Source organism: Fictibacillus nanhaiensis, from assembly GCF_023715445.1.
Classification (GTDB): domain Bacteria; phylum Bacillota; class Bacilli; order Bacillales; family Fictibacillaceae; genus Fictibacillus; species Fictibacillus nanhaiensis_D.
This window is the reverse complement of sequence record NZ_JAMBOD010000001.1, coordinates 550,949-573,805: the sequence shown is the minus strand read 5'-3', so window position 1 is coordinate 573,805 and position 22,857 is coordinate 550,949. Positions and strand designations below refer to the sequence as shown.

Annotated in this window: 19 protein-coding genes; 17 read left to right on the top strand and 2 right to left on the bottom strand. The window is 38.6% G+C overall.

Going from position 1 to position 22,857, the window contains the following annotated elements; genetic code table 11:
• Positions 1 to 20 precede the first annotated feature (20 nt).
• The 8 genes from dxs to M3196_RS02950 all read left to right on the top strand — a co-directional run bounded on the left by dxs (position 21) and on the right by M3196_RS02950 (position 10,283).
• Positions 21 to 1,919 (top strand): 1-deoxy-D-xylulose-5-phosphate synthase, encoded by a 1,899-nt coding sequence (gene dxs, locus M3196_RS02985; RefSeq protein ID WP_251320773.1) that lies wholly within the window; start codon positions 21 to 23, stop codon positions 1,917 to 1,919.
• On the top strand, positions 1,916 to 2,734 hold the full coding sequence (locus M3196_RS02980; protein ID WP_251320772.1) for a TlyA family RNA methyltransferase: 819 nt from the start codon (positions 1,916 to 1,918) through the stop codon (positions 2,732 to 2,734). The genes dxs and M3196_RS02980 overlap by 4 nt, the downstream gene beginning before the upstream one ends.
• 112 nt (positions 2,735 to 2,846) lie before the next feature.
• Positions 2,847 to 3,296: a transcriptional regulator AhrC/ArgR gene (gene ahrC, locus M3196_RS02975; RefSeq protein WP_251320771.1), complete on the top strand. Its 450-nt coding sequence runs from the start codon at positions 2,847 to 2,849 to the stop codon at positions 3,294 to 3,296.
• 23 nt (positions 3,297 to 3,319) lie between these two features.
• Positions 3,320 to 5,011, top strand: a complete 1,692-nt coding sequence (gene recN / locus M3196_RS02970; protein WP_251320770.1) for a DNA repair protein RecN — start codon at positions 3,320 to 3,322, stop codon at positions 5,009 to 5,011.
• Positions 5,012 to 5,146: 135 nt separating this feature from the next.
• The gene (spoIVB, locus tag M3196_RS02965) at positions 5,147 to 6,433 is read left to right on the top strand and encodes a SpoIVB peptidase (protein WP_251320769.1); all 1,287 of its coding nucleotides are present in this window, start codon (positions 5,147 to 5,149) and stop codon (positions 6,431 to 6,433) included.
• Positions 6,434 to 6,712: 279 nt separating this feature from the next.
• Entirely contained in the window at positions 6,713 to 7,510 is a 798-nt protein-coding gene (gene spo0A / locus M3196_RS02960) for a sporulation transcription factor Spo0A (RefSeq protein ID WP_251321709.1), read from the top strand.
• Between the two features lie 573 nt (positions 7,511 to 8,083).
• Positions 8,084 to 8,341: a hypothetical protein gene (locus tag M3196_RS02955; protein WP_251320768.1), complete on the top strand. Its 258-nt coding sequence runs from the start codon at positions 8,084 to 8,086 to the stop codon at positions 8,339 to 8,341.
• Entirely contained in the window at positions 8,334 to 10,283 is a 1,950-nt protein-coding gene (locus tag M3196_RS02950; RefSeq protein WP_251320767.1) for an insertion element protein, read from the top strand. The genes M3196_RS02955 and M3196_RS02950 overlap by 8 nt, the downstream gene beginning before the upstream one ends.
• 135 nt (positions 10,284 to 10,418) lie before the next feature.
• Here the strand turns inward: M3196_RS02950 and M3196_RS02945 are convergent, their stop codons facing one another.
• Complete coding sequence (locus tag M3196_RS02945) at positions 10,419 to 11,000, bottom strand: TetR/AcrR family transcriptional regulator (protein WP_245823605.1); 582 nt, start codon at positions 10,998 to 11,000, stop codon at positions 10,419 to 10,421.
• 200 nt (positions 11,001 to 11,200) lie between these two features.
• On the opposite strand from M3196_RS02945, the gene M3196_RS02940 reads away from it, so the two are divergent.
• Complete coding sequence (locus M3196_RS02940; RefSeq protein ID WP_251320766.1) at positions 11,201 to 11,911, top strand: SDR family oxidoreductase; 711 nt, start codon at positions 11,201 to 11,203, stop codon at positions 11,909 to 11,911.
• A 329-nt stretch (positions 11,912 to 12,240) separates the two neighbouring features.
• On the opposite strand, the gene M3196_RS02935 is transcribed toward M3196_RS02940, so the two are convergent.
• Positions 12,241 to 12,477: a DUF2627 domain-containing protein gene (locus tag M3196_RS02935; RefSeq protein WP_251320765.1), complete on the bottom strand. Its 237-nt coding sequence runs from the start codon at positions 12,475 to 12,477 to the stop codon at positions 12,241 to 12,243.
• Positions 12,478 to 12,680: 203 nt separating this feature from the next.
• On the opposite strand from M3196_RS02935, the gene M3196_RS02930 reads away from it, so the two are divergent.
• The 8 genes from M3196_RS02930 (at position 12,681) to M3196_RS02895 (ending at position 22,751) form a co-directional block, all read left to right on the top strand.
• Positions 12,681 to 14,675, top strand: a complete 1,995-nt coding sequence (locus M3196_RS02930) for a sigma-54 interaction domain-containing protein (RefSeq protein ID WP_251321708.1) — start codon at positions 12,681 to 12,683, stop codon at positions 14,673 to 14,675.
• 129 nt (positions 14,676 to 14,804) lie between these two features.
• Positions 14,805 to 15,716, top strand: a complete 912-nt coding sequence (gene yqiS, locus M3196_RS02925) for a phosphate butyryltransferase (RefSeq protein WP_251320764.1) — start codon at positions 14,805 to 14,807, stop codon at positions 15,714 to 15,716.
• Positions 15,717 to 15,728: 12 nt separating this feature from the next.
• The gene (gene bcd, locus M3196_RS02920; protein ID WP_251320763.1) at positions 15,729 to 16,829 is read left to right on the top strand and encodes a branched-chain amino acid dehydrogenase; all 1,101 of its coding nucleotides are present in this window, start codon (positions 15,729 to 15,731) and stop codon (positions 16,827 to 16,829) included.
• A gap of 27 nt (positions 16,830 to 16,856) precedes the next feature.
• Positions 16,857 to 17,969, top strand: a complete 1,113-nt coding sequence (buk, locus tag M3196_RS02915) for a butyrate kinase (protein WP_251320762.1) — start codon at positions 16,857 to 16,859, stop codon at positions 17,967 to 17,969.
• Positions 17,970 to 17,990: 21 nt separating this feature from the next.
• Positions 17,991 to 19,412, top strand: coding sequence for a dihydrolipoyl dehydrogenase (lpdA, locus tag M3196_RS02910; RefSeq protein WP_251320761.1), 1,422 nt, complete (start codon positions 17,991 to 17,993; stop codon positions 19,410 to 19,412).
• A 13-nt stretch (positions 19,413 to 19,425) separates the two neighbouring features.
• Positions 19,426 to 20,418 carry a thiamine pyrophosphate-dependent dehydrogenase E1 component subunit alpha gene (locus M3196_RS02905; protein WP_251320760.1) on the top strand — a complete coding sequence of 331 codons (993 nt, stop codon included), beginning with the start codon at positions 19,426 to 19,428 and terminating at the stop codon, positions 20,416 to 20,418.
• A 14-nt stretch (positions 20,419 to 20,432) separates the two neighbouring features.
• Positions 20,433 to 21,416: an alpha-ketoacid dehydrogenase subunit beta gene (locus tag M3196_RS02900; RefSeq protein ID WP_251320759.1), complete on the top strand. Its 984-nt coding sequence runs from the start codon at positions 20,433 to 20,435 to the stop codon at positions 21,414 to 21,416.
• 18 nt (positions 21,417 to 21,434) lie between these two features.
• A complete protein-coding gene (locus tag M3196_RS02895; RefSeq protein ID WP_251320758.1) occupies positions 21,435 to 22,751 on the top strand; it encodes a dihydrolipoamide acetyltransferase family protein in 1,317 nt (438 codons plus the stop codon).
• The last annotated feature ends 106 nt before the right edge of the window (positions 22,752 to 22,857 follow it).

Genomic DNA, 22,857 nt, shown 5'->3' with positions numbered 1-22,857 from the left:
TGGAAAGAGAGGCTTATTCCATGAACCTGGAAGATATTCAGAATCCTCATTTTTTAAAAACTTATAGTACCGAACAATTAAATAAATTAGCCGGTGATATCCGTTCCTTTTTGATTGAGAAGCTTTCTGTCAGAGGAGGTCATTTAGGACCAAATTTAGGTGTAGTGGAATTAACACTCGCTATGCATAAAGTGTTTGACAGCCCGAAAGATAAATTTATTTGGGATGTCGGCCATCAGGCATATGTCCATAAAATTCTTACTGGCAGAGCATCTCAGTTCGATACACTCCGCCAACATAAAGGGTTATGCGGATTTCCAAAAAGAATCGAAAGCGAACATGATGTATGGGAAACAGGCCATAGTTCGACTTCCCTTTCAGCTGCTATGGGTATGGCAATTGCAAGAGATTTGAAAAAGACAGATGACAAGGTAGTTGCAGTTATCGGAGACGGTGCTTTAACAGGCGGAATGGCGTTAGAAGCACTTAATCATATCGGACATGAAAAGAAAGACTTAATCGTGATCCTTAATGATAACGAGATGTCTATTGCACCAAATGTCGGTGCCCTTCATAACGTTCTTGGACGTATGCGGACTGCCAGAAAGTATAATAAAGCAAAAGATGAACTAGAGGCATTAATCCGTAAGATTCCTGCTTTTGGTGGCAAGCTTGCTGCAACTGCTGAACGGGTAAAAGACAGTTTAAAATACTTATTGGTTTCAGGCATGTTTTTTGAAGAACTCGGCTATACCTACTTAGGACCTGTTGACGGGCATGATGTAGAGGACCTGATCGAAAATCTGACTTATGCCAAGAAAACAAATGGTCCTGTGATTATTCATGTTCTTACGAAAAAGGGTAAAGGCTATGAACCAGCCGAGAGCGATAAAAATGACAGCTGGCATGGAGTAGGCCCTTATAAAATTGAGTCAGGAGAACAGATCAAACCTCAGCAGGCTGGTCCATCATACAGTGGAGTTGTAAGTAAAACACTTGAAAGGCTATCACATAAAGATGAACGCATTACAGTGATCACCCCTGCCATGACTATTGGTTCAAAGCTTGTTGACTATGGGAAGGCCTTTCCTGACCGCCTTTTTGATGTAGGGATTGCTGAACAGCACGCAACGACAATGGCCGCAGGACTCGCAACACAAAATATGAAGCCTGTGCTTTCTATATACTCTACGTTCTTGCAGCGCGGCTACGATCAGGTTGTACATGACGTTGCAAGGCAAAACTTAAATGTTCTATTTACGATTGACCGTTCAGGATTAGTCGGAGCAGATGGGGAAACACATCAGGGTGTATTTGATATTGCTTTCCTTCGCCATATACCTAATATGGTCCTCATGATGGGTAAAGACGAGAACGAGCTGCAGCATATGGTGTATTCTGCATTGAAATATGAAGATGGTCCCATCGCTATCCGTTTTCCAAGAGGGAACGGTACAGGTGTGCAAATGGACAAAGAATTTGAGGACATTCCTATCGGATCTTGGGAAGTTCTTAAAGAGGGCGATGATGTTGCCATCCTGACTTTCGGAACAACGATTCCAATGGCGCTCGAAGCTTGGGAAATTCTTGCAAAATCAGGTGTTTCTGCGCGTGTGATCAACGCACGTTTTATTAAGCCTCTCGATTTCAAAATGCTTAATGAAATATATGATCAAAATATGCCGATTCTTACACTTGAAGAAGCAGTGCTTCAGGGTGGGTTCGGAAGTGCTGTACTCGAACATGCTTCAGAAACCCAAGCGAATATCATGATCGACAGAATGGGGATACCTGACTGTTTTATAGAACATGGAAGTGTAACAAAACTTCTAGAAGAGATTGGGTTAACTACCCCGGATCTTGTTGAACGTGTTAAAAAACTGGTTAAGAGAAATGCAGAAAAGGGTCTTTTTACATGAAAAAAGAACGTGTAGATGTACTGCTTGTAAACCGCGGGTTGTGTGAAACAAGAGAAAAAGCGAAAAGGTCTGTAATGGCAGGCCTTGTTTTTTCGGGTACAACCCGTATGGACAAGCCTGGAGAAAAAATAGAATCAGACGCACCATTACATGTAAAAGGCGATGTTATTCCCTATGTTGGGAGAGGCGGCTTAAAGCTTGAAAAAGCTTTAAAAGTATTCTCTTTTGACGTGAAAGACAAAGTGGGAATGGACATTGGTGCTTCAACCGGCGGCTTTACAGATTGTGCGCTACAGAATGGTGCGAAATATATATATGCCATCGATGTAGGCTATAATCAGTTAGCCTGGAAGCTTCGGAACGATTCACGCGTTGCTGTTATGGAAAGGACGAATTTTCGTTATGTAACCCCTGATCAGCTAGAAAACGGAATTCCTGATTTTGCTACGATTGATGTTTCATTTATCTCATTAAGAATTATCCTACCAGTTCTCGCTCAGCTGATGGATAATGGTGAAGTGATTGCTCTCATTAAACCACAGTTTGAAGCAGGCAGAGAAGAAGTAGGCAAAAAAGGAATTGTACGTGATCCTAAAGTTCACGAAAGAGTTATTAGTGAAATTATTGAATTTGCTAAAAAAACCGGAATTAATCCTGTGGATCTATCCTACTCACCGATTACAGGCGGAGACGGAAATATAGAGTTTCTTCTTTATGGAGAAGTGAATAAAAAAGATAAACCAGCTATGTCAGACAACAGGATTACAGAGATCGTCAAAGAAGCGCATAATACCTTTAAGAAAGAGCGGGAATAGCCAAAACCTGCTCTTTTTCTTTTATATAATTAATGAAAAATTTACATCCTATCCACAATAGTATAAGATAAAGGCAGAATGTGACAGTGTAAAAATAGAGGTGGATTTACTAGTGAACAAAGGACAGCGACATATAAAAATTCGTGAAATGATAAGTAATCATGATATTGAAACACAAGATGATCTGGTGGAACTTTTGAAAAAAGCCAACTTTAATGTTACACAGGCTACAGTATCTCGTGATATTAAAGAACTTCACCTTGTCAAAGTTCCAATGAATGACGGACGCTATAAATATAGTCTTCCTGCAGACCAGAGGTTCAACCCTCTTCAGAAGCTTAGAAGAACATTAACAGACAGCTTTATCAGTATTGATCATGCAGACCATTTGATTATAATGAAGACACTTCCTGGAAACGCCAATGCAATAGGTGCATTAATCGATAAATTGGACTGGGAAGATCTTATGGGAACCATTTGCGGCGATGATACGATATTAATTATTTGCCGTTCAAAAGATGTTAGTGCAGATATTTCTCAGCGTTTTTTAGATATGCTGTAAATTTTTAATAAGGTGTGATGTATTTGCTGGCAGAATTGAGTATTCGTAATTTTGCTATAATCGATTCTTTAAGTGTTTCTTTTAAAAAGGGGCTTACCGTATTAACCGGTGAAACAGGAGCTGGAAAATCCATTATCATTGATGCTATTGGTCTGTTGATCGGCGGACGTGGTTCCACCGAGTTTGTGCGCTACGGAACACAAAAGGCAGAGATTGAAGGCTTATTTTATATTCATGATGGCCACCGGGTTTATGAGAAGTGTGAAGAAGTAGGAATTACCATCACAGATGAGATGGTAGTGCTTAAACGAGATATAACAGACAGCGGTAAAAGTATCTGCAGAGTAAATGGGAAGCTTGTCACACTTTCTGTATTAAAAGAAATTGGACAGGCTTTAGTTGATATTCATGGTCAGCATGAAACCCAATACTTAATGCAGCCTGATAAGCACCTCTTTCTGTTAGACAGCTTTGGTGATAAGGATTTTAAAAAAGAGCTTATCACATATGAAGATGCATTTAAAGAGTATAAAGAAATAAGTAAGCAGCTTTCAGAACTTTCCAGAAATGAACAGGAAATTGCTCAGCGCATTGACTTATTAGAATACCAATATGAAGAGATTTCAGGAGCAAACTTGCTTGAGGATGAAGATATTAAGCTTGAAGAAGAAAAAAGAATGCTTGGCAACTTTGAAAAGATTCATGGACATCTTCAAGATGCTTACCACAGTTTATATGGAGAGGGCAAAGGTCTTGAACTTATATCCCGAGCCATGGATGATTTTTCACAGGTTGCAGCATTGGATGAAACACTCAAAGCTGATGAAGAACAGTTCGGCAGCAGTTTTTATGTACTTGAAGAACTCACATATAAAATCCGCGATATGTTTGATTCATTAGAGTACAACCCTGAAAGATTAAACAGTATCGAGCATCGTCTCGACGAAATAAGCAAATTAAAACGTAAATACGGTTCTTCGGTAAAAGAAATCTTAAATTACGGAGAAAAGATCAAGGAAGAACTTGAACTGATCCAAAACAAAGATAATCATATTGAAGACCTGAAAAAGAAGCAATTTAAAATTGTTTCTAAATTAGAGAACTCTGGAAAGAAACTGACTAAAAAACGGTTAGAAACAGCAAAATCATTAAAAAAAGCTATTCAGCAGCAGCTTAAAGAACTGTATATGGAAAAAACGAAATTTGAAGTAATGATGGAACGTATAGAAGATAATCAGTTCTTGAAGACCGGCATGGATTCTGTTGAATTTTTCATATCTCCCAATCAGGGTGAGCCACTGAAGCCTCTATCTAAAGTTGCATCTGGCGGGGAATTGTCCAGAATCATCTTAGCTTTAAAAACCATTTTTTCTGAAAATCAAGGGATTACAGCTATTATTTTCGATGAAGTGGATACAGGTGTGTCAGGACGTGTAGCCCAGGCAATTGCTGAGAAGATCTATCGTGTTTCGGTCGGATCTCAAGTTTTATGTATTAGTCACCTTCCACAAGTTGCGGCAATGGCTGATACTCATCTTCATATTTCAAAAGCAACACTTCAAGGAAGAACGGTTACTAAAGTTCTTTCGTTAAAAATGGATGAAAAAGTAAACGAAATTGGCCGTATGATTTCCGGGGTAGAAATTACAGACTTAACCAAACAGCATGCACAAGAATTATTGGAACTTGCTGAATCCATAAAAAAATCATCTTAAGCAATTATGCATGAAAAAGCTATCCAAATAAGGAATAGCTTTTTCTTTTTTGCCGGTTATAATCTCAGGCTCCGTAGGCTAAATTAAAGGTACAGCCATGGTGAGGGTGTGAGCTAGGAGCGAGGAGAGTGAAAGATGTTTAATGATTTACTTCGGCGAATGATCGGCGTTATTCTCCTTGGAAGTTTAGTGGGAATCGGTTTTTTGTCTCCTGTGCGTGATTATGTGAAACTGCCTGAATCAATTACCATTTTTGAAGGACAAAATTTAATTCAGTCAATTCCTGTAGGAACTTCTATCCAACAGGAAGAGAATGAAATCTATACAACCGCAATGGAAAGCGAAAAGATCGTTTCGATACAAGCCAAAACAAACGGTGATAAAATGGCCACTCTCGAAGCAGCAAGTTTTCCCATTAAAAAGATGGATGTAAGAGTATTGTCCGACTTGAAGGTTGTACCGGGCGGACAATCAATAGGTGTAAAATTAAATACACTCGGAGTACTAATTGTTGGTCATCATTTAGTTAATACGAATTCAGGTAAACAATCTCCTGGGGAAATTGCCGATATTCAGGTAGGAGATATTATTACCAAAATTAATGGAAAAGATATAAAAAAGATGGGTGATGTAAGCCCTTTTGTTAAAGAATCCGGTGAATCGCAAAAGCCGATGGATGTTACAATCATCAGAGACGGCAAATCGATGCATAGAACGCTTAAGCCGCTTCAAGATAAAAATAATCAGTCGTATCGTATTGGATTATATATTAGAGATTCCGCTGCTGGAGTGGGAACACTGACCTTTTATGATCCGACATCATTTAAATATGGAGCTTTAGGACATGTTATTTCAGACATGGATACAAAAAAGCCCATAAAGGTAAACAATGGGGAAATTCTGGGTTCGACTGTTACATCAATTGAAAAAGGTTCAAACGGACATCCAGGGGAAAAGTTAGCACGTTTTTCAAATGACCAGAGAGTATTAGGGGATATTTCTAAAAACAGTCCATTTGGGATTTTTGGAAAATTGAACGAAAAGATTTCAAACGGCAGCTGGAACCAGCCTATGCCAATTGCACTTTCTGATCAAGTTAAAGAAGGTCCAGCAAAAATTCTTACTGTAGTAAACGGTTCAAAGGTTCGAGAATTCGAAGTTGATGTGATCAGTTCTGTTCCACAAAAGTTTCCAGCTACTAAAGGCATGGTAATAAAAATTACAGATCCAGAACTGTTAAAAATCACGGGCGGTATCGTACAGGGAATGAGCGGCAGCCCTATCATACAAAATGGTCGAATTATTGGTGCAGTAACACATGTATTTGTAAATGATCCAACTTCTGGATATGGCGTTCATATCGAATGGATGCTTGATGAAGCTGGTATAAATATATACGAAGAAAGAAAACAGGCGAGCTGATATCAGTTGCCTGTTTTTATTTGGAAAAGGTTTTCTTAATTCTTTAGACATTCATAAGAAAATTTTGTATAATGAATTTTGTAAAGAAAATTCGACAAAGTTAATCGTTTACATACTAATAACTGTCGAAATTCGAAGTAAATTGAAGAAAACGGCTTTTTCTACAATAAAATTAAAATAATTTTAAAAAATTTAAAACTAAATAAAGGGATTTAAGATTTTTTGTTGAAATCTTACATTGGGAAAAACAAGAAATTGCTGGATGGGGAGGAAATAATGGTGCAAAAAGTTAAAGTGTGTCTAGCTGATGATAATCGTGAATTAATTAGTCTCTTGAGGGAATATCTTTCAGGTCAAGATGACATGGAAGTTATCGGTGTAGCTTATAACGGTCAAGAATGTCTTTCCGTTTTAGAAAATAAAAATCCTGATGTACTCGTTCTCGATATTATCATGCCGCATTTAGATGGATTAGCTGTTTTAGAAAAAATCAGATCAAGTGACGATCTGCCTCAGCCTAATGTAATCATGCTGACAGCATTCGGACAAGAAGATGTAACGAAGAAAGCTGTAGATCTTGGCGCTTCATATTTTATCTTAAAACCGTTCGATATGGAAAATTTGGCTAGCCAGATCCGCCAAATCTGCGGATCGGAAAAAACGACAGTTCAGCGTGCATCCGGTAATGCCCGAAACAATTTCCAAACGATAAATAAACCGCGTAATTTGGATGCCAGCATTACAAGCATCATTCATGAAATTGGAGTTCCTGCTCATATTAAGGGCTATATGTACTTAAGAGAAGCAATTTCTATGGTATACAATGATATTGAACTTTTAGGCTCTATCACGAAAGTATTGTATCCGGATATCGCGAAAAAATTTAATACAACATCAAGCCGTGTTGAACGTGCGATCCGTCATGCGATTGAAGTTGCTTGGAGCCGTGGGAACATCGACAGCATCTCTTCCTTGTTCGGCTATACAGTTTCCATGTCAAAAGCGAAACCAACCAATTCAGAATTCATTGCGATGGTCGCTGATAAGCTAAGAATCGAACATAAAGCTATGGCATAGTGTTTTGGTAAGTGCCTAACCCAACCAATACTTTGTGTTTATACTCAAACTTCGGATATTATACCTATAAACTCTTACCATCTCACCCAATAAATCACTTTGATTTATTGGGTTTTGTATTTGTTGGGATGGGGAGGTTAAGTAATGAAATTATCTGAGTTAGAGTTTAAAGCTGGATAAAAATAGAATACATTTAATAAAAACCTCAGTCCTTCGACTGAGGTTTTTGTGTGTTATTAAAATTAAAATAACCAGCTGACTCTTTAAAATAACGGGTTCGGTTGAGAGGGAGAAAACATTAAATAACATAGCTTTCGGAGGTGCGAATTAGCAAACTAATTCGCACCTTCTTTTGTTATTGATATACCAAAGTTTTTTAGTGAAAACATGTACTTTAACATGCCAATTAGCACCCTATTTAGTATACTGATTCGCAAGCGTACAAAAAATATTGTACTTCTGCTAAAAGGTAAACTATTTAGGGTGTTAATTTTGTTGATAATTTTAGTGTTAAAACCCATGTTAAATGGTTATGCTGAGTAAAAAATAGGACATTAAGGAGTGGTTTTAGTAATGGAATTTATAGAACCCAGAAATATTAATGCTGATAAAGTAGATTGGCTTATTTCAGAACGTGTTAGAGCTATCGTCTCTTACTACGCGGAATACACAGAGTACACGGAAAGCGATGTAGTGGATAAACTGCTGCTTAATATACTGGATGACGATAAATTTATAGAGTGGATAAAAGCCAAAAGAAACAACAAGCGGATAATCAAGCAAGTAAACATAGAACATTTAATAGAGGAAAAGGAAGAGAAAGTTGGCTAAGCTCAAAAAACTACTCTCAAAGGACGATGTTGTATTAGAAGTCACATACCCTGTTTCGGAAGAGGAATTAGAAAATAGACATAAGGATTATAATGTCTTATCTCCAAAACAATTTGGAACAAAGTACAGAAACTTATTGTTTAAGCCCATTGAGTTTAACCTCTTTAATAAGAGTTATTTGTTTCAATACAACTTTTGTACCAATCCCTACTGTAAGTGGCAAGGGCTACAACAAAAGAAATTTGATGTAAAGGGGAAACCAGACCGATATAGATTAGATGCTGCTAATCATGAACAAAAACAGATAAAATGTAATCCTGACCCAATACAGCAAAATAAAGGGGCCGAATTTAATTGCAAGTCCGTTGCATTATCTAATTGGTCTATTGCTGAAGAAATACATAGGTTGATTCGAATAAATAGCGTAATGGATGATGAACCTGTTTACAACTTTCATAAGGAAGGATGTCCCCAACAAGAGCAAACTCCCTTTGAATCACCATCATTATTTTACAGACAAGGGAAAAGTAGCAGTACGGGAGCTCAGCAATGGCAATGTAGGGCATGTAGGAAAAAGACAACGCTTAGACCAGGTAGCAAACAATCCGTTGTATATAAACAGAAGCGCAGTGAGATTAACCTATTATTTACTAAATTATTGCTTAACAAAGAACCTATAACTAGAGCTTGCGAAGTATTGGGAATTGCAGATGGCACGTATTATGATAAATTAGAGTTTGTTTACCGTAGATGCCTTGAATTTTTAGAAAGAAACGAAACTAAACCATTGCAAGATAAAGAGTTTAAAGAAATGTGGATCAACACAGATAAGATGACTTATTATCTAAACAATGTACGCAAGAAAGGAATGGGCGGAAGTAAATATAATGATGTTGAAGATTCTGTTTTCCCTACTAATGTCGTTATCAGTGCTGATGCCATCTCCAGATATGTATTTCGTAGTGACGTATCTTATGATTGGGATGTTACTCTTGATGAAATTCAGGAAGACACAATACAATATAAAGATGATCATGTAGGAATATACGCGAGGAAAAATGCAAGGTTTACAAAGTTTTCTTATTACCCTCAACCGCCTTCAGCAAAGGATACTCAAACAAAAACAGAGTATAATCATGATCTATCCAGAGTGGAGAGAAGAACAAAATATACAGAAGGATTACATGTCAACTCGACTTACACAAGTATTGCTCATTATTGGCTTATTAAAGAACTGGTAAATGCTTCAGAATGGCGTTTTATAACAGATGAAGACAGCTCGCTTATCACGGCTATTTTTCGAGTGTTTGCGAAAGAAATCCGTTTGAGTGATGGACACCACTTCCTTTGTCAATCCGACAAAACTAAGTCAAGGAAACAAGCTCGCCAGGAGTTTGCAGAAGTGCAAAGTGAGCTGTTAGAATGGGCGGATTTTAATGGTATTAAAACTAAAAAACTAAGAGACATAGCTAAACTGAAACTAGAAAAACTCTTTGAAACCCACCATTTTCATAAAGAAGTTAAAACTTCTACTGGTACTCATTTAGAGTACGCTGATAACCCGATAGAACACCCTCTGGCTACAATTGATAGGGGGTATCGTTCTGTAGATTGCACAACCAACTTATCGTCGCTAGAACCAAAGGATATTGCTGAACTAATGTTAAATGTGAACGACAACGCATCAAATTCCTTTATTCAGCAAATTAGAAGAAGACTGTCGATACTCGAGAGGCCATTAACAGCCGCTCGAGGAGATCAAAAGAGTTACATCTATGCAAACTTTAATCCAAAATACGCTCAAATGGCCATAACAATACTGAGGACGTACTATAACTTTTGTTTGCCTTATAAGACAGGAAAAGTAAATAAGACTCCTTCTCAACGATTAGGTATCGTTGAGAAGGTTTTTGAACTGAAAGATATCTTATATTTAAGGTGATTGATGCATATCTAAAAACACGTAAAAGGGAGCTTGGATTTCCAAGCCCCTTACTTTTTTATTATTTTTTTTAGTGAACTAACGCACCCTTTAGTTCAATAAAACTATTCGGAAGCTACAACCATATTAATAAATTTAGGAGTTTATGTTATTCCTTTCAAACAATGTCCAAACTTGATCTGCCATATATTCGGGTGGATGCGGCATTTGGTTCATAATCCACCATTCTAAAGTTCCTACAAAAGCCGTTGCAGTAAACTGTATAATTAATTCCTTGTCCATCCCTTGATTAATACCTTGCATATCGATCTTTTCTTGAATACTAGAAGTAAGGGTTTTTTGTATACGTTCTCTGAATACTGAAGTTTTTTGACTAGAGAGCATCGAAGAAAAGAATAGAAAATTCTCCTGAATATAATTAAATAAAGATTTCAGAGCCTCTATAGCCTCATTCTCTTCAACTTTTTCCTGTATAAACTTAGTTAACGTGCAAGAAGAAATCATTTTGTCCAAGTGATCATCTATACACCTATTAAGTAGGTCATATTTATCCGTATAGTGAAGATAAATGGTTCCTCGATTTACATTTGCTCGTTCAGAAATATCATTTATAGTGATTCGATCAAATTCCTTCTCAGAAAAAACTTCAAGAAACGCCCTGTTTATGGCTTCTTTTGTTCTAAGAATTCGTCTATCAGTTTTATTTCCAATAGCCATATTTAATTTACCTCCGTTTTTCATCAACAAAATTCATACGTTTGTTGTATATCACACAAAAGAGTGATTATTAGCGATTGTAATAACTTTTCTTCTCTCTATAATAATAATCAACGGCCGCATTATAAACAACGCGTATTGAATAAAATATGTTTTGAATACGGAAATAACATTGAAATTACTTAAAGGAGCGATAACAATTGGAAAACTTGAAATCTAAGGTAATCATTATAACAGGAGCATCGAGTGGAATTGGAGAAGCAACCGCTAAGTTTTTAGCCCAAAACGGTGCAAAAGTAGTATTGGCTGCCAGAAGAGAAGAACTTCTCAAAACAATCGTGAACGAAATTAATAAGGAAGATGGAAAGGCTGTTTATATGCAAGCCAATGTGACTTCGGTGGAAGACATGCAAAAACTCGCCCAGTTTGCTGTGGAACAGTATGGTCGTATTGATGTACTTATTAATAGTGCTGGAATCATGCCGAATTCTCCTCTAAATGAACTTAAAATCTATGATTGGGATCGAATGATCGATGTGAACATTAAAGGTGTGCTGTATAGCATTGCATCGGTTTTGCCAACGATGAGGAACCAGCAATCAGGACATATTATCAATATATCTTCTCTTATGGGACACAAAGTAATTCCAAGTACAACTGTATACAGTGCGACCAAATTTGCCGTACGTGCTATTACGGAAGGTCTTCGTCAAGAAGAGTCTCCTACCTCTCATATTCGTTCAACGAACATCTCACCGGGAATGACAGCAACAGGAGTTCTTGATGAGTATCAAGATTATCCTAGCATTTCTCCTTACAGTGTGGCTAGAGCAATTGCATTTGCTATAAATGAACCAGATGATGCTGGAGTTAATGAGATTATCATCCGGCCTACGCTACAATCAATCTGATCTAACGATATTACTAGAATGACTGCCCTTGCATGTTATCATGAAGGGCTTTTTTTATTCAATTCTAACAACATTTGCTCCTTTTTAAACTAAACTGCCCTTTAGTTTAAGTGCACCTCTTCACATTCTTACTTCATTTTATCACTAAATGGTAAGCCTTTACCAAAAAAGCAAGAAAAAAGCAGACCTGATTATTTGGTCTGCCGATTTCCTTGATAATTTAAGTGTTAATTTACAATTTAATCTCCTATTAGAAAGGATGTTATTTTTGTTGCTAATTAGAATTTTCTCCCTATCAACCGAACCCGTTACTCTTTAAAGAGGCCTGGTTATTTTTTTTTGAATTTAAGCTGTACTTTATTTCTTTTCCGGTCTCTATAAAAGATGAATCCCCCGACAAAGGCTAGTCCTGCTGAAAAGCTAATAAAACCAGCTAAAAATTGCAGCCACAACGCCGGGAAGGGAAACTGCAGTACTCCAAACAATGTATCTCTCATCCATTTAATGCCCATTACAGCCATGATTCCAGGAATTAAAACAATAACTAACGCTGCGTACCTGCTCATGAATGTCCTCACTCCTCTAATTGTATTGTACATAAAGTTTATTTCATTGTCGATGAAATTAGAGTTTGCAAACCCTTTCATGCTACGGTATGATAAATGTGTGAAAAAAATTGCACATCCATTTTACATAGAATGTGGAGGGGTAATGTTTGCAAAATGTATTATTATTAACCGCTCCTGAAGAAACACAACATTTACTCAGGATGCTGAGATCTTCTGAAACCTTTAAAGCAATTGGTGTAATTGTGTTTGATATGAATAATAAAAAAGTGCAGGAAGATGTGCCAGTATTTTGTTACACATCGCCCCCCAATATTGAAGCGGATTATTTGATTTACTCATCTTCGTTCAGAAAAGAGGCTGGTAAGCTGCAGAATGATATGTATTCTGAGTCAATCCTGATTTCAGATACTCAATTTTCTGCATTAGCTGAACAGCTTAAAGAAACGAAGTCCGCTGAAGAAAATCTCAAGCAATTAAAAACTATTTTAGATAACACGCATGACGGTATGATTGTTATAGATCAGAGGCTGAACATTACAATCTTTAATAAAAGTGCAGAAAAAATGACTGGGCTTTCAAGAAATGAAGCTGTAGGAAAATCAATTTTGGAAGTTATGCCGAACAGTCAGCTACCGAGAGTTCTAAATACAGGTGTTGAGGAAGTAAACCAGGAGCAAATCCTTGCAAATGGGACTAAAATTTATACCACGAGAACTCCTATTTTAGATAAAACGGGGCGTAAGCTCGGTGCTTTTGCTGTCTTTAAAGACATTACAGAGATCGTAGACTTAGCTGAAGAAGTGACAAACTTAAAGAGTATCCAAATTATGCTTAGGTCAATTATTCATTCTTCTGAAGAGGCTATATCAGTTGTAGATGAAGAAGGAAAAGGTATAATGATTAATCCTGCTTACACAAAGCTTACCGGTTATACAGCAGAGCAGGTAATCGGTAAACCCGCTACAACAGACATTTCTGAGGGTGAAAGTATTCATATGCAAGTGCTGAAAACCAGAAAACCTGTTAGAGGAGCGCGCTTGCGTGTAGGACCTAAAAGAAAAGATGTCATAGTTAATGTAGCACCTATTATCGTAGACGGGCTTCTTAAAGGCAGTGTGGGAGTCATTCATGATGTTTCAGAAATAAAAGGATTAACAGAAGAACTGAATCGGGCAAGACAAATCATACGTACACTTGAGGCTAAATATTCTTTTGAAGATATTGTAGGTGAGTCTGATGAGATGAAGTTTGCAGTTGATCAAGCAAAGCTGGCAGCCTCAACGCCTGCTACCGTTCTGCTCCGAGGTGAGTCTGGTACAGGGAAAGAATTATTCGCACATGCCATTCATAATGCGAGCGATAGGAAATTCAACAAGTTTATCCGAGTAAACTGTGCCGCTTTATCAGAAACTTTGTTAGAAAGTGAACTCTTCGGTTATGTAGAAGGAGCCTTTTCAGGTGCTTTAAGAGGCGGTAAAAGAGGACTTTTTGAAGAAGCGAACGGCGGAAGTATATTCCTGGACGAAGTCGGAGAGCTCTCTCAGAATACACAGGCTAAACTCCTTCGTGTTCTTCAGGAAAATGAAATTAGAAGGGTTGGCGGAACAAAAGCCATTCCTATAAATGTAAGGGTAATTGCTGCTACTAATGTCAATCTTGAAAAAATGATAGCAGATGGAACTTTTAGGCAGGATTTATATTACCGGTTAAATCGCATGCCGATTTATATCCCGCCTCTCAGAGCTAGAAACAGTGACATATTACTCCTGGCAAACCACCTTTTGCAAAAATTGAATCAGGATTATGGAAGAAACATTGAAGTAATCAGCAAAGATACTGAAGAATTCCTGTTATCTTATCATTGGCCAGGAAATGTCCGAGAACTTGAAAACATATTAGGCCGGGCTATTATTCATATGAGCCATAATGATACACAGATAAATAGGGATCATATTTCATTGCTCTCTCAAAATAACAATAGGTCCGAATCGGATTCTGAAAAGTCACTACATGCTGACTTTGAAGAAATCACTTTATCAGAACAAATGGATAAGTTTGAAAAGGCTATTTTGACAGATGCTATAGAAAAATGTAAAGGCAATAAAACAAAAACAGCAAAAGCCTTAGGAATCTCACTTCGTAATTTTTATTATAAGCTAGAAAAATACGGCTTAGATGAAAAAGCACGCAAATAATTTCATGCAAAAAAATGCATTGTGTATGCAAAAAATTGCTAAAAATGTGAAGTGAAACATAAAAATCGTATTTTTAAGTTTGGCACGGAACTTGCATAAATATAAAAGTGTTAAACAAGGGGGGATTACATGCGTTTGGAGCACTTGGTTAGCCAAGCCAAAAACCAGCAAGTGAAACCAGTCATCGCAGTGGCAGAAGCAGGCGATCAAGAAGTGATGGAAAGTGTTTTTAAAGCTTATAAAGAGGGCATTGCTCATTTTATATTATTTGGAAATGGCGATAAAATTTCTGACTGGCTAAAAAAGAATACAAACGGCTCAACACCCGGAATTGAAATTGTTTCAACGGATACTGCATCAGCTGCAATAGGTGCTGTAAAAGCTGTGCATGAAGGAAAAGCAGACATCCTTATGAAAGGCCTTGTTTCAACTTCAGTGTTATTGAAAGCCGTACTAAACAAAGAATTTGGTCTGAGAACAGGCAAAGTACTGTCCCATGTAGCTGCATTTGAAATTAAAGGCTTTGACAGGCTGATCTTTGTTACCGATGCAGCAATGAATATCGATCCTGATCTTCATCAAAAGGCTCAGATCTTACAAAATGCTATAGATTTTGTTCTGCAGACAGGAGTTGAACAGCCTAAAGCTGCAGTATTGGCTGCAGTTGAAAATGTAAACCCTGCCATGCAAGCAACATTGGACGCGGCAAGCCTGACGGTTATGAATTTAAGAAAACAAATTACCGGAGGATTGGTTGAAGGTCCTTTAGCACTCGATAATGCTATTTCAAAGGAAGCGGCAGTTCATAAAGGTATTTCAGGAAACGTTGCAGGAGAAGCAGATATTCTTCTTGTTCCGACAATTGAGACGGGCAATGTTTTATACAAGTCACTCATTTACTTTGCCCGCGCAAAAGTTGGTGCTGTAATTTGCGGTGCAAAAGCGCCAATCGTTTTAACTTCAAGAGCCGATTCTTCTGAGAGTAAATATCTCTCAATAGCATTGGCTGTAAAATCTGTCATCACTGATAAGAAACTCTAGGAGGAAAACAAAATGGAAATTTTCAAATATATGGAGACTTACGATTACGAACAAATGGTAATCTGCCAAGATAAACAATCTGGATTAAAAGCGATCATCTGTATTCATGACACAACATTAGGACCAGCTTTAGGCGGAACAAGAATGTGGACATATGAGAATGAAGATGCTGCTATTGAAGATGCATTAAGACTTGCAAGGGGAATGACTTATAAGAATGCTGCGGCTGGTTTAAACCTTGGCGGAGGTAAAACAGTAATCATTGGAGACCCTAAAAAAGATAAAAATGAAGAAATGTTCCGCGCATTCGGACGTTATATTCAAGGTCTTAACGGCCGTTACATCACAGCAGAAGATGTTGGTACAACGGTTGAAGATATGGACTTGATCTATCAGGAAACACCTTTTGTTACAGGGGTTTCTCCAGCATTTGGTTCTAGCGGAAATCCTTCTCCTGTTACTGCATATGGTGTATACCGCGGTATGAAAGCTGCAGCGATGGAAGCATTCGGAACAGATTCATTAGAAGGTAAAGTAATCGCTGTCCAAGGTGTTGGCCATGTTGCATATACACTTTGTAAACACCTTCATGAAGAAGGAGCTTCATTGATCGTTACTGATATTAATAAAGAAGCGGTTCAGCGTGCAGTTGATGATTTCGGTGCAAAAGCTGTAGATATCGATGATATTTACAGTGTTGACTGTGATATTTTTGCACCATGTGCACTTGGTGCAATCATCAATGATGATACAATTTCAAAAATTAAAGCAAAAGTTGTTGCGGGTGCTGCAAACAACCAGCTTAAAGAAACAAGACATGGTGACGCACTTCATGAGATGGGAATCGTGTATGCACCTGACTATGTAATTAATGCCGGCGGAGTAATCAATGTGGCTGATGAGCTTAATGGCTATAATCGTGAAAGAGCACTTAAGAAGGTTGAAACGATTTATGATAATATCGCGAGTGTAATTGAAATTTCTAAACGTGATAACATTCCGACTTACCTTGCGGCTGACCGTCTTGCAGAAGAACGCATTGAGCGTATAAGAAAATCCAGAAGCCAGTTTTTATTAAATGAACGACACATTCTATCTAACCGAACTCGATAATAGTTTGTGCTAATGGAGGTTTGAAACGTGCATCAAAAAGAATTCCGCATATTAGTGATTAATCCGGGCTCAACCTCTACCAAGATTGGTATTTTTGATAACGAAAGGCCTGTGTTCGAAAAAACCATTAGGCATGATATCGAAACATTAAATCAATTCGAGTCGGTTATTGACCAATACTCATTCCGGAAAGAAACGATTCTAGAAGCATTGGATTATGAGGGAATAAATATTTCTAAATTAAGCTGTGTGGTCGGCCGTGGCGGTCTTTTAAGACCAATTAAAGGCGGAACCTATAGTGTGAATGAACCAATGCTTCAGGATCTGAAAACGGGATATGCAGGTGAACATGCGTCTAACCTTGGTGGTATTCTCGCTTACGAGATTGCAGAAGGATTAAATATTCCTTCGTTTATTGTAGACCCTGTGGTTGTAGATGAAATGGACGAAATAGCGCGTATATCGGGTGTTCCTGAAATTGAACGTAAAAGTATATTTCATGCATTAAATCAAAAAGCGGTTGCAAGAAGAGTCGCAAAAATGCTTGGCAAATCCTACGAGTCGCTTCGTCTTATTGTGGTTCATATGGGTGGCGGTATTACAGTAGGTGTTCATAAAGATGGCCGTGTTATTGATGTAAACAATGGGCTGCATGGAGAAGGACCATTTTCTCCAGAACGTGCAGGTACAGTTCCGATCGGTGATTTAGTATCTCTTTGTTTTTCAGGAGAATATTACGCCGACGAAGTGATGAAAAAATTAGTGGGACAAGGCGGGCTTGTTGCTTATCTTGGAACAAATGATGCAAGAATAGTGGAAGAAAAGATAGAGAACGGCGATGAAAGAGCTGCGGTTGTTTACGATGCGATGGCTTATCAGGTTGCAAAAGAGATCGGTTCAGCAAGTACAGTGCTGCACGGTCAGGTAGATGCGATCATTCTTACTGGCGGACTGGCTTTTGGTAAAGAGTTCGTAAAAAATATTACAGACCGTGTCGAATGGATTTCAGACTGTATTATTCAGCCTGGAGAGAATGAACTTCAAGCGTTAGCAGAGGGCGGACTTCGTGTTTTAAGAAATGAAGAGCAGGCGAAGGAATATCCTGGAGGGAAAACTCCTGCAGAACTGCCTTTGGATTAACAGCAAAAGGAGATATGAGCGATGTCAAAAGATTTTGATTTGGTCATATTGGGCGGAGGAACGGGCGGCTATGTAGCCGCCATCCGTGCTGCTCAATTAGGAAAAACAGTAGCGGTTGTAGAAAAAGGAAAGCTTGGCGGGACTTGCTTACATAGAGGCTGTATCCCTAGTAAAGCATTGCTTAGAAGTGCTGAAGTTTATAAGACTGCTAAAAAAGCTGCGGACTTTGGTGTGGATATTGAAGGGTTAGGCCTAAACTTTGCAAAAATGCAGGAACGTAAACAATCAATTGTTAATCAGCTTCATATGGGTGTTCAAAGCCTCATGAAGAAAGGAAAAATTGAAGTATACGAGGGAACTGGACGCATTCTCGGTCCATCCATTTTTTCACCTATGCCAGGGACAGTATCTGTTGAATTTAATGATGGCACTGAAAATGAAATTTTAATCCCGCAAAATGTAATCGTTGCCACGGGTTCAAGACCTCGTTCATTGCCAGGTCTAGAGATTGACGGTAAATATGTTATGTCAAGTGATGAAGCTCTTGAAATGGAAACATTGCCCGTTTCCATTTTAATCGTTGGCGGCGGTGTAATTGGGATTGAGTGGGCATCCATGCTTAATGATCTAGGTGTAGAAGTGACGGTACTGGAATATGCGGACCGAATTGTACCGACTGAAGACGAAGAAATTTCTAAAGAAGCAGCTCGTGTTTTAAAGAAAAAAGGTATAAAACTCGTTACATCAGCTAAAGTTCTTCCAGATACATTAGAAAAAGGCAAAGAAGTTATGATTTCTGCGGAGCATAAAGGGGAAACAAAACAGTTTTCGGCTGAAAAAATGCTTGTGTCTGTTGGCCGTCAAGCAAATACAGAAGGTATCGGCTTAGAGAACACCACCATAAAGGTTGAAAACGGATACATTTTAACGAATGAATTTTTCCAGACGGCAGAAAGCCATATTTATGCGATTGGTGATGTGATTGGCGGTCTTCAGCTTGCGCACGTTGCATCTCATGAGGGAATAACGGCCGTAGAACATTTATGCAACCTAAAACCTGAACCGATAAATTACGACAACATTTCAAAATGTATCTACTCCAGCCCAGAAATGGCAAGTGTAGGACTTACTGAAAAACAAGCCAAAGAACAAGGCTTCAATGTTAAAGTTGGAAAGTTTCCATTTAAAGCAATCGGTAAAGCACTAGTGTATGGTGAGAGTGACGGCTTTGTAAAAATTGTAGCGAACAAGGATAATGATGATCTATTAGGTGTTCATATGATTGGTCCTCATGTAACAGATATGATATCTGAAGCCGGACTTGCAAAAGTATTAGATGCAACACCATGGGAAATGGCACATACCATTCACCCTCATCCATCTTTATCTGAAGTTTTTGGTGAAGCTGGATTAGCAGTTGAAGGAAAAGCAATTCATTTTTAAGGGGGTAAAACCAATGGCAGAAATACGTCATGAACAATTGGGTTTAACAAACGAAGATGTTCTTCATATGTATAAAACAATGCTATTAGCAAGAAAAATTGATGAGCGTATGTGGCTTTTAAACCGTGCAGGTAAAATTCCTTTTGTTATCTCCTGCCAAGGCCAGGAGGCAGCACAAGTAGGTGCAGCTATGGCACTTGATAATGAAAAAGATTATGTATTGCCTTACTACCGCGATATGGGGGTTGTCTTACAATTTGGAATGACTGCAAAAGAATTAATGCTTTCAGGTTTTGCCAAAGCGGAAGATCCAAACAGCGGCGGTCGTCAGATGCCTGGACACTTTGGATCTAAAAGGCTGCGCATCGTAACTGGATCCTCTCCTGTTACAACGCAAGTTCCGCATGCAGTAGGAATTGCACTAGGCGGCAGAATGGAAGGAAACGATATTGTAACGTTCACTACATTTGGTGAAGGATCATCTAACCAAGGAGATTTCCACGAAGGTGCAAACTTTGCTTCCGTTCATAAGCTACCTGTGATCTTTATGTGTGAAAACAATAAGTATGCGATCTCAGTTCCTATTTCCAAACAGCTTGCTTGCAAAAACGTATCTGATCGTGCGATTGGCTATGGTATGCCTGGTGTTACAGTAGATGGAAATGATCCTCTGGCTGTATATGAAGCTGTTAAAGAAGCTGCAGATCGCGGACGGCGCGGAGAAGGTCCAACACTAATTGAAACAGTTGCTTATCGCTTAACGCCTCACTCTTCTGACGACGACGACAGAGCTTACAGAACACGTGAAGAAGTTGAAGAAGCAAAAGCGAAAGATCCTATCTACACGTTTACGGTTTACTTGAAAGAAAATGGCGTTCTAACGGATGAATTAGAGAAGCAAATTACAGAAGAAATTCAAAAAGAAGTGGATGAAGCTACAGAGTACGCAGAAAACGCTAAATATGCAGATGCTGAAAGCGCACTTCTTCACGTATACGCAGAGTAAAGGGGGAAAACAAGATGCCGATAATATCATATATTGATGCTGTCACTCAAGCGATCCGAGAAGAGATGCAGCGTGATAAGCGAGTTTTTGTTGTTGGAGAAGATGTTGGTGTACGCGGAGGAGTTTTCCGTGCAACTACAGGATTAATCGAAGAGTTTGGTGAGCAAAGAGTTATAGATGCTCCGCTTGCAGAATCTGCCATTGCGGGAGTAGGTATCGGTGCTGCTATGTATGGCATGCGTCCAATTGCTGAGATGCAATTTGCTGATTTTATTATGCCAGCTGTTAACCAAATCGTATCAGAAGCTGCAAAAATCCGTTATCGTTCAAACAATGACTGGTCTTGCCCGATTACGATTCGTGCTCCATACGGCGGCGGTGTACACGGTGCATTGTATCATTCACAATCAGTGGAAGCTTTGTTTGCTAATGTTCCAGGTTTGAAGATCGTTATGCCTTCCACTCCTTATGATGTAAAAGGTCTTTTGAAATCTGCTATTCGCGATGAAGATCCTGTTTTATTCTTTGAACATAAGCGAGCTTACCGATTAATTAAAGGAGAAGTTCCTGAAGAAGAATACACATTGCCTATCGGAAAAGCGGATGTTAAACGTGAAGGGGAAGACATTACCGTTATTACATACGGACTTTGTGTTCACTTTGCTCTTCAAGCGGCTGAGAAACTAGAGAAGGACGGAATATCTGCTCACGTACTTGATCTCCGTACCGTTTATCCACTGGACAAGGAAGCAATAATTGAAGCAGCTTCTAAAACGGGTAAAGTGCTTCTTGTTACGGAAGACAATAAAGAAGGAAGCATTATGAGTGAAGTTGCAGCAATCATTGCTGAAAACTGTCTGTTTGAACTAGATGCTCCTATTCAGCGTCTTGCTGGACCTGATGTACCTGCAATGCCTTATGCGCCGACGATGGAAAAACACTTTATGGTGAATCCTGATAAGGTAGAAAAAGCCATGAGAGAACTTGCGGCATTTTAACAAAAGGAGGGAACTTAAATGGCTACAGAACAAATTACAATGCCTCAGCTAGGGGAAAGTGTAACAGAAGGAACCATTAGTAAATGGCTTGTACAGCCAGGTGATACGGTAAAGAAATATGACCCATTAGCTGAAGTAATGACTGATAAAGTAAACGCAGAAGTCCCATCATCATTCAGTGGTACAATTAAAGAACTTGTTGCGGGAGAAGGAGACACGCTTTCTGTAGGAGAATTGATCTGCTACATCGATACAGAGGAGAGCGGCAGTGATACAGAACCTGCTTCTGTAAAAAATGAAGAAAAAACTTCTGATACACGTTCTGTCCCTGCAAGCAATGCAGCAGCGGCTCCTAAAAAAGATACAGCAGCAAGAGGGCGTTATTCGCCAGCTGTTGTCCGTATAGCTTCTGAGCACGGAATTGACTTAAACCAAGTTGAAGGAACAGGTCAAAGCGGGAGAATAACAAGAAAAGATCTGCAAAAAATTATTGATTCAGGTCAGATTCCAACTGCAGAAAGCCAACCAGCAGTTACACCTGCTCCAGCAGTATCTGAAATTAAGCAAGAAGCGGCTGCTCAACCAAAAGAAACTGCTTCTGGTATAAAACCAATTGCGGTTGAATCAATGCCAGGCGATATAGAGATTCCTGTTACAGGTATCCGTAAAGCGATCGCGCAAAACATGGTCCGTTCAAAACATGAAGCTCCTCATGCTTGGACGATGGTTGAAGTGGATGTGACAAATCTTGTTGAATACCGAAATTCTGTAAAAGGTGACTTTAAATCAAAAGAAGGCTATAACATTACTTTCTTGCCATTCTTTATTAAAGCAGTAGTAGAATCATTAAAAGAGTTCCCACAATTGAATTCTATGTGGGCTGGAGATAAGATCATTCAGAAGAAGGATATCAATATCTCGATCGCTGTAGCAACAGATGATGCGCTATATGTGCCTGTAATCAAGAATGCAGATGAGAAGTCGATCAAAGGAATAGCTCGTGATGTTAAAGAGCTAGCTGACAAAGTAAGAACAAATAAATTAGCAGGCGATGATATGAAAGGCGGCACATTTACAGTAAACAACACAGGTTCTTTTGGATCTGTTATGTCAACGCCGATTATTAACTATCCACAGGCTGCCATTCTTTCTGTTGAATCGATCGTAAAACGTCCTGTTGTTATGAATAACGGAATGATTGCGGTTCGTGATATGGTAAACCTATGTCTGTCACTTGATCATCGTGTACTTGATGGACTTGTATGCGGACGTTTCCTGGCACGTGTAAAAGAACGACTTGAAAGCATGACGAAAGAAAATACATCAATTTATTAAAAAAATTACAAAAAAGGGTTTATGCTGGTTTAAAACGGGGTAGAGATTAACATCAACACCTCCAAACCCCATAACCCCCTAAGAAAAGTGCCGTATATGTTACGGC